At 68.5% G+C, this 7,124-nt stretch carries 5 protein-coding genes; 2 read left to right on the forward strand and 3 right to left on the reverse strand.

The window, feature by feature from the left end; all coding sequences use genetic code 11:
- Positions 1-50 precede the first annotated feature (50 nt).
- On the forward strand, positions 51-1,067 hold the full coding sequence (locus tag ACCC97_RS24425) for a TRAP transporter substrate-binding protein (protein ID WP_007836067.1): 1,017 nt from the start codon (positions 51-53) through the stop codon (positions 1,065-1,067).
- Complete coding sequence (locus ACCC97_RS24430; protein ID WP_413335539.1) at positions 1,064-2,944, forward strand: TRAP transporter large permease subunit; 1,881 nt, start codon at positions 1,064-1,066, stop codon at positions 2,942-2,944. The genes ACCC97_RS24425 and ACCC97_RS24430 overlap by 4 nt, the downstream gene beginning before the upstream one ends.
- 10 nt (positions 2,945-2,954) lie before the next feature.
- Here ACCC97_RS24430 and ACCC97_RS24435 read toward each other — a convergent pair whose 3' ends face one another.
- The 3 genes from ACCC97_RS24435 to ACCC97_RS24445 all read right to left on the reverse strand — a co-directional run.
- Entirely contained in the window at positions 2,955-4,673 is a 1,719-nt protein-coding gene (locus ACCC97_RS24435) for a tannase/feruloyl esterase family alpha/beta hydrolase (RefSeq protein ID WP_413335541.1), read from the reverse strand.
- A 93-nt stretch (positions 4,674-4,766) separates the two neighbouring features.
- Positions 4,767-5,657, reverse strand: coding sequence for an OmpA family protein (locus ACCC97_RS24440; protein WP_413335543.1), 891 nt, complete (start codon positions 5,655-5,657; stop codon positions 4,767-4,769).
- 32 nt (positions 5,658-5,689) lie between these two features.
- Positions 5,690-7,124: YadA family autotransporter adhesin (locus ACCC97_RS24445; RefSeq protein ID WP_413335545.1), on the reverse strand; the 1,435-nt coding region annotated here is incomplete at its 5' end.

The following is a 7,124-nucleotide window of genomic DNA, read 5'->3' on the forward strand; positions in this document are numbered from 1 at the left end:
TGCACGGCTGAGCCACCGATCACAATGACGAACCACCAAGGAGACAAACCATGAACATTTCCCGTCGCACCATTCTTCGCAGCGCCGCCGCGGCCGCCGTTGTCGCCGCCCCCGCGGGCAGCGCCTTCGCGCAAACCAAGGCCGAGTTCACCTACAAGTACGCGAACAACCTGCCGGTGACGCATCCGATGAACCTGCGCGCCAAGGAGATGGCCGATGCGATCCGCACCGAGACCAACGGCCGCGTCCTCATCCAGATCTTCCCGAACAACCAGCTCGGCTCCGACACGGATGTGCTCAGCCAGCTGCGCTCGGGCGGCGTCGAGTTCTTCACCCTCTCGGGCCTGATCCTCTCGACGCTGGTGCCGGCGGCATCGATCAGCGGCGTCGGCTTTGCGTTCAAGGACTACCCGAGCGTGTGGAAGGCGATGGATGGCGAACTGGGTGCCTACATCCGCGCGCAGATCGCCAAGGCCGGCATCGTGCCGATGGAAAAGATCTGGGACAACGGCTTTCGCCAGATCACTTCATCGTCCAGGCCCATCGCGACGCCCGCCGACCTGAAGGGCTTCAAGATCCGCGTGCCGGTGTCGCCGCTGTGGACTTCGATGTTCAAGGCCCTCGATGCCGCGCCGGCGTCGATCAACTTCGCCGAGGTCTATTCCGCGCTGCAGACGAAGATCGTCGACGGCCAGGAGAACCCGCTGGCCATCATCTCGACGGCCAAGCTCTTCGAGGTGCAGAAGTACTGCTCGCTGTCCAACCACATGTGGGACGGCTTCTGGTTCCTGGCCAACCGCCGCGCCTGGGAGAAGCTGCCGGCCGATCTGCGCGCCATCGTTGCCAAGCACATCGACGCGGCCGGCCTGAAGGAGCGCGACGACGTGGCGCAGCTCAACGCCGGGCTGCAGACGGAACTGGCCGGCAAGGGCCTGGCCTTCAACCAGCCGGACGCCGCCGCCTTCCGCGACCAGCTTCGCAAGGCCGGCTTCTATGGCGAATGGAAGAGCAAGTACGGCGACGAGGCATGGGCCCTCCTGGAACGCTCCGTCGGCAAGCTGGCATGAGCGCGATGAGCCCCGCCGGCCACAGCGTGCAGGCGTCTCCGGCGGTGGGCCCCGCTTCGCGGGCGGCGCGCATCGACCGCGTTCTCGGGTTCATCGTCGAAGCGGCCGCTGGTGCGCTCGTGCTGGCGGACATCGCCGTGCTGCTGGCCGGCGTCGTGGCGCGCTTCGCGTTCCACAGGCCGCTGGTCTGGTCCGACGAACTCGCCTCGATGCTCTTCATCTGGCTGGCGATGCTCGGTGCCGTGGTCGCCCTGCGGCGCGGCGAGCACATGCGCATGACGGCGCTGGTCTCGCGCCAGGCGCCCGCGCGCCAGCAGTTGCTGGAGGCCATCAGCGTGTGCGCGTCGCTGGCCTTCCTCGCGATGGTGGCCTGGCCAGCGTGGGAATACGCCTCGGAGGAGCGCTTCATCACCACGCCGGCCCTCGAGATCTCGAACGCATGGCGCGCTGCGGCGCTGCCTTGCGGCATCGCCTTGATGATGCTGTTCTCGGTGCTGCGGCTGTTCAAGGATGCCGACTGGCGCACGGGCACCAAGGCCTTCGCCGCAGTGGCCGTCGTGATCGGCGCCTTCGCGCTGGGCCGCGGCGTCTTCGAAGACCTGGGGCGCTACAACCTGCTGATCTTCTTCGTAGGTGTGGTCGGGGCGGGCGTGTTCAGCGGCATTCCCATCGCCTTTGCGTTCGGCCTGGGGACCATCGGCTACCTGGCGCTGGGAACGGACACCGCGCTGCCGGTGATCATCGGCCGCATGGACGAGGGCATGTCGCACCTGATCCTGCTGGCCGTGCCCCTGTTCGTGTTCCTGGGGCTGCTCATCGAAATGACCGGCATGGCCAAGGCCATGATCGCCTTCCTCGCGGGCCTGCTGGGCCACGTGCGCGGCGGCCTGCAGTTCGTGCTGGTCGGGGCGATGTACCTCGTCTCCGGCATCTCGGGGTCGAAGGCCGCCGACATGGCCGCGGTGGCGCCCGCGCTCTTTCCGGAAATGAAGAAGCGCGGCGCCAGCGAGGGCGACTTGGTGGCGCTGCTCTCGGCAACCGGCGCGCAGACCGAGACCGTGCCGCCGAGCCTGGTGCTGATCACCATCGGATCGGTCACGGGCGTCTCGATTGCGGCGCTGTTCACCGGCGGCCTCCTGCCGGCCGTGGTGCTGGGTCTCACGCTGTGCGTCGTCGTCTGGCTGCGGGCGCGGGGCGAGGATCTCAGCCATGTCGAGCGCCCCTCGCGGCGGCAGGTGGCCAAGCTGGCGGCGATTGCAGTGCCGGCGCTGGCGTTGCCTTTCATCATCCGCGCGGCTGTCGTCGAAGGCGTGGCCACGGCCACCGAGGTCTCGACCATCGGCATCGTCTATGCCGTGCTGTCGGGCCTGCTGGTGTACCGCCAGTTCGACTGGAAGCGCGTCGGGCCGATGCTGGTGGCGACGGCGTCGCTGTCGGGCGCGATCCTGCTGATCATCGGCACCGCGACGGGAATGGCCTGGGGGCTGACGCAGTCGGGCTTCTCCAGTTCGCTGGCGCAGGCCATGACCGGGCTGCCGGGCGGCGCGCCGATGTTCCTGGCCGTTTCGCTGGTCACCTTCGTGGTGCTCGGCTCGGTGCTCGAGGGCATCCCGGCCATCGTGCTGTTCGGCCCGCTGCTGTTCCCGATCGCCCGCCAGCTCGGCATCCACGAGGTGCATTACGCCATGGTCGTCGTGCTGTCGATGGGGCTGGGGCTGTTCGCGCCGCCGCTGGGCGTGGGCTACTACGCGGCGTGCGCGATCGGGCGGGTGCATCCGGACAAGGGCATCCGGCCCATCGTCGGCTACATGCTCGCGCTGCTGGTCGGCACCGTCCTGGTCGCCGCGGTGCCGTGGCTCTCCATCGGGTTCCTTTGATGGAGCCTGCTCAAGGTGTCGCAGCGCGGCACTGGTAGCTGGACGCCTGCATGCGGTCGCCGCCTGTGTAGTGCGGGTACGCGGGGTAGCGGCACATCGGTCGGGACGCCTGGACGACAAACGGCGGCAGCGGCGCGTTGACCGTTTGCACCAGAGCGTCTGCGGGCGCAGCGCCCGTGCTCACCCATCGGTCCAGCGGATCCAGGAGGTCCACCATCGTCGGCACCGGCGCTCCGCCTCCGACTGCCCGGGAATTGCCACTGTGTGTCGAGCCCGGTGAAACATACAGCCGCACGGATCTTTCCACGGCCGGTGCTCCCATGCGCGCCACGAGCGCACCGTGGTACTGGATTCCCATGAGGGGGCTCTGTGCGCGGTCGGCGGCGTTCTCGCGCACGATCAGCTTGCCGCCGCGAGCGAAGAACGCCGAAAGGTCCGGGTCGGTGGCGTCGATCATCGCGGAGGTCTTCTGGACCTGCGCCCGGAACTCCTGGGGACGATAGCGGCGCACGTCGTAGTCCTTGTCGCGGGCGACGGCGTAGCGGATCCAGTTGCTGCCGTAGATCCACTGCGTCGAATGGCGCGCCGCATCCGGAGGGGCAACGGGCGCCGCCGTGCCGGAGACCCAGCGCACCATGTTCAGGGCGGAGGGACCGTCGAGGCTGTCCTCATGGCCGTACAGCCACTGCGGATAGGTGGTGAGCCCGTTGGCGATGGGAAAGGGAAAAACATACGGCGAGTGGATGCCGCGCACCAGTCGCAGCTGCGCGTCCGACAGGCATTGCAAGCCTGCATCGCCGCCACCGGGGCAGCGCAGCGGCTGCAGGTCGACGCGGGCCTGGCAAGCCATGTAGTTGTTGACGACGCCGTCGGCCAGCCCGTCGAGCGCGTCGCAGGCATCGGAGGTGGCTTTCGCGATCAGCGGGATCTTGCCGGCCTGGAGCCAGTCGTCGTGCTGTGGCACCTGGTTGCGTACGAATGCATGGAACAGGCCGGTCCAGTTGATGACGGGCACCACGCTGACGATGCCGTCGTAGTCGGCCGGGAAGCGCTGCGCCATCATCATTCCCTCGCGCCCGCCTTCCGAGCCGCCGAAGTAGTACGTGCGCTGCGGCGGTCGTGCGTAGTAGGCGCGCATGAGGTCCACGGCCGCGTCCTTCACCTTCTTGTACGAAGCGAACGCGAAGTTCTCGAGCATCTCGTCGTTCAGCGCGAAGGCGCCTGGCTCGCCGGGAGGGAATGCGCTCGCCTGGTGGCCCGAGTCCTGGCCAAAGGTCGCATAGCCCCGCGCGATGGGCAGCGGGTCGCCCGGCGCGGCGTCGCGCAAGGGCGCGAGGCCGGTGATCAACACGCCGTTGAAGCCGCCGCCACCGTACTGCAGGGCCTTCCCGTTCCATTCGGTCGGAAGGTTCAGCTGGAAGTTGATGACTTGCGCGGCAGGGTCACGCGATGCGATCGTGCCCGTGACCTTGCAGAACCGGGGAAGGGCCGGCACAAATGCACCGGCGTTGGCCGTTCCTGCCGCGGCGGGCGTCAGCACGGCGGAGGTGACCGAGGCCCTTCCGCTGGGCAAGCCGATGGCTCCCGGTTCGATGACATGGCGTGCCAGAGACGCACAGGAAGTTGCTGGCTGCTCGGCGGTCGGTGGCACGGTGCCGCAAGCCGTCAGCGAGAGCCCGGCCGCGGTGAGGGCGGCTCGAGCGAAGGCACGGAGGGTGAAACGGGGCATCGTGTCTCCAGACACCGCTCTGCGGCGGCGCGGCGCCATCTTACGGTCGAAACCGCCGGCGGGCCGTGCGTTCGGCATGGCCCGCTGCGGAGTTCACCGCTGCGCAGACACCTCGATCTCCACGCGGCGGTTCGGGGCGAGGCAGTCGATCAGGTCCGCGCGCCTCGTCTGTGCGCACTGCACCTTCGGCTCCGATTCGCCCTTGCCCTGCACCTGCACAGCCTGCGCCGGCACGCCGGCCTGCACCAGGTAGTCGCGCACGGTGTTGGCGCGCGCCAGCGAGAGCGCCTGGTTGTAGCTGTTGCTGCCGAGCCGGTCGGTATGCCCGGTCACCCTGATCGAGTCTACTGGTCTGGCGCTGCTCCCGAGGTCGCTTGCCAGTGCGTCCAGTTTGCGTCGGCCTTCGGGCAGCAGGTCGGCCAGCGAGCGGCCGTCGAAGCGGAACAGGCCGTCGGCGCCGAGCGTCGTCTTTGCAGGCAGAACCACCGGCTGGACGGTAGCGGCGGGCTTCGTCGCGGCCATCGGCTTGAGCAGGTCCGCGCAGCCCGGTCCCTTCCAGTACATGCCGTTGGTCAGCACGTCTGCATTGAAGCGGACCATGTACTGGCAGGTGATGTATTCCGGACCGGCGCTGGTGCGAAAGTGGAAGATGTAGTTCCACTCGCGCACGCCGCCCAGGCCTTCGCGAAAGTGCGGAAAGCCCAGCAGCTCGCGCACCTGGTCCTTGCCCATGCCGGCACGCATGGCGCGCAGGGCCTCGAGGCTCGGAAAGGCGCCTTGCTGCCATTTGGCCGAGTCGAGCGCGGGGAAGTCCTCGTCCTTCGGCGGTGCCGGGTTCTCCGAAGCGGCCCTGGCCTGCATCTCCGGCGTGATGGTGTAGCTCGGGTTGGCGCAGCCGCCGGCCACGAGTGCCGCGAGGCAGAGCGCGGCGAGCGGTGCGGTACGGACCGTGAAGAAAGTCTTGGCTTGAAGAGGCTTGTTCATGATGGAGTTCGTCCAGTTCATCCGTATGGCGATCAGTTGAAGACCCATTCCGCGCCAACGGTGGCGCCCACCCCGGCACGGCTGGTGGCCACGCCGCCGGTGATGCTCCAGGCGTTGTTCTCGGAGGTGCGCCGGAAACTGATGCCCACCGCGCCCTGGCCCTTGAAGGAGCCCGCGCCGATGCGCATGACCGTCTTGCCCGGAACGTAGCTCGCAGGCATCTGCAGGGCCATGGCCGCGGCAACGCCGGCATACGCGTTCTTCTCGACGTTGTCGATGCGGCTGTTGGTCGCATCGATGCGGTTGTTCAGGCCGCCGCTGACCGCGTTCAACTGGTTCACGTTGACGGCGTCGGTGCCCGCCACGCCCGGCGCCACGTTGTGCACCGTGACCGGGCCGGTGGCGTTGCTGCCGCCCATCGTCACGCTGTTGTGGTTGATCGTGCCGTCCGCATTGCTGTCGTACTTGACCGCCGACTGGTCGATCGCAGCGACCGTGCCCTGTACACCCCGCAGCTGCGAAACGTTGACCGCATCGCTGTCGGCCGTGCCCGCGGCCACGCCGGTGATCTGCCGGAACTGGCCGCTGGCTGCATTGCCCACCGATACCGCCGCCAGCGTGCTGGTGGTCGCGCCGATGGCAATGCGCTGCGCGGCAGTGGCGGTGGGCGGGATGTAGCCGGCCACGCCCGCGGCGGTGGAGGCCACCGAGCCCGCGCCCAGCGCCACGCCGCCGGCCTGCGTCACGCTGGTGCCCGCGCCCAGCGCCACGCCTTGCACGGCGGCGGCCGACGACTGCGTGCCCAGCGCGATGGAGTCGGCCATGTGCGAGGTCGCGCCCTGGCCGATCGCAATGCCGCCCGGCGCGCTTTGCTGCACCACCGCGCCGTTGCCGATGCCCACGCCGTTGTTGCCGTTGACCACGGTCTGCGGGCCCACGGCCACCGACTCCGCGCCAATGGCCAGCGAGTCCGCCGCGGCGGAGTTGGCATGGAAGTACAGCGTCGGCGTCACCGCGAAGGACGTCAACGCGCCAGACAGCTGCCGCACCGTGACCGCGTCCTGCGCTTGCGTGCCGTCGGCCACGTTGGTGATCTGGCGGTAGGTGGTCGCACTGCCGACCGACAGTGCGCCCAGCAGGGTGCGGTCGGTGGTGTTGTAGGAGATCAGCGAACTGCCGGCCGGAATGCTGCCGGTGGAAGGCGCGACCGCCCGGTCGGAGACGGCACCCGAACCGATGGCCACCGCACCGGCAACCGTTGCGCTCGCATCCTTGCCCGACGCGATGGCATCGGCACCCGTCGCACCGAGGTTGTCTTCGTTGCCGCCGCCGGTGGAGTTGACGCTGTAGTACCTGATCTTGTTGGCCGTGACCGTGGTGCTGAGATTCTCGATCGACTGGTTGGTGGCGAACAGCTGCGAGCCGTTGATCGCATCGGTGCTGGTGTTGGAGATCCGGCCGGCGGCC

The sequence above is a fragment of the Variovorax sp. Varisp85 genome, assembly GCF_047304045.1.
Lineage (GTDB): Bacteria > Pseudomonadota > Gammaproteobacteria > Burkholderiales > Burkholderiaceae_C > Variovorax.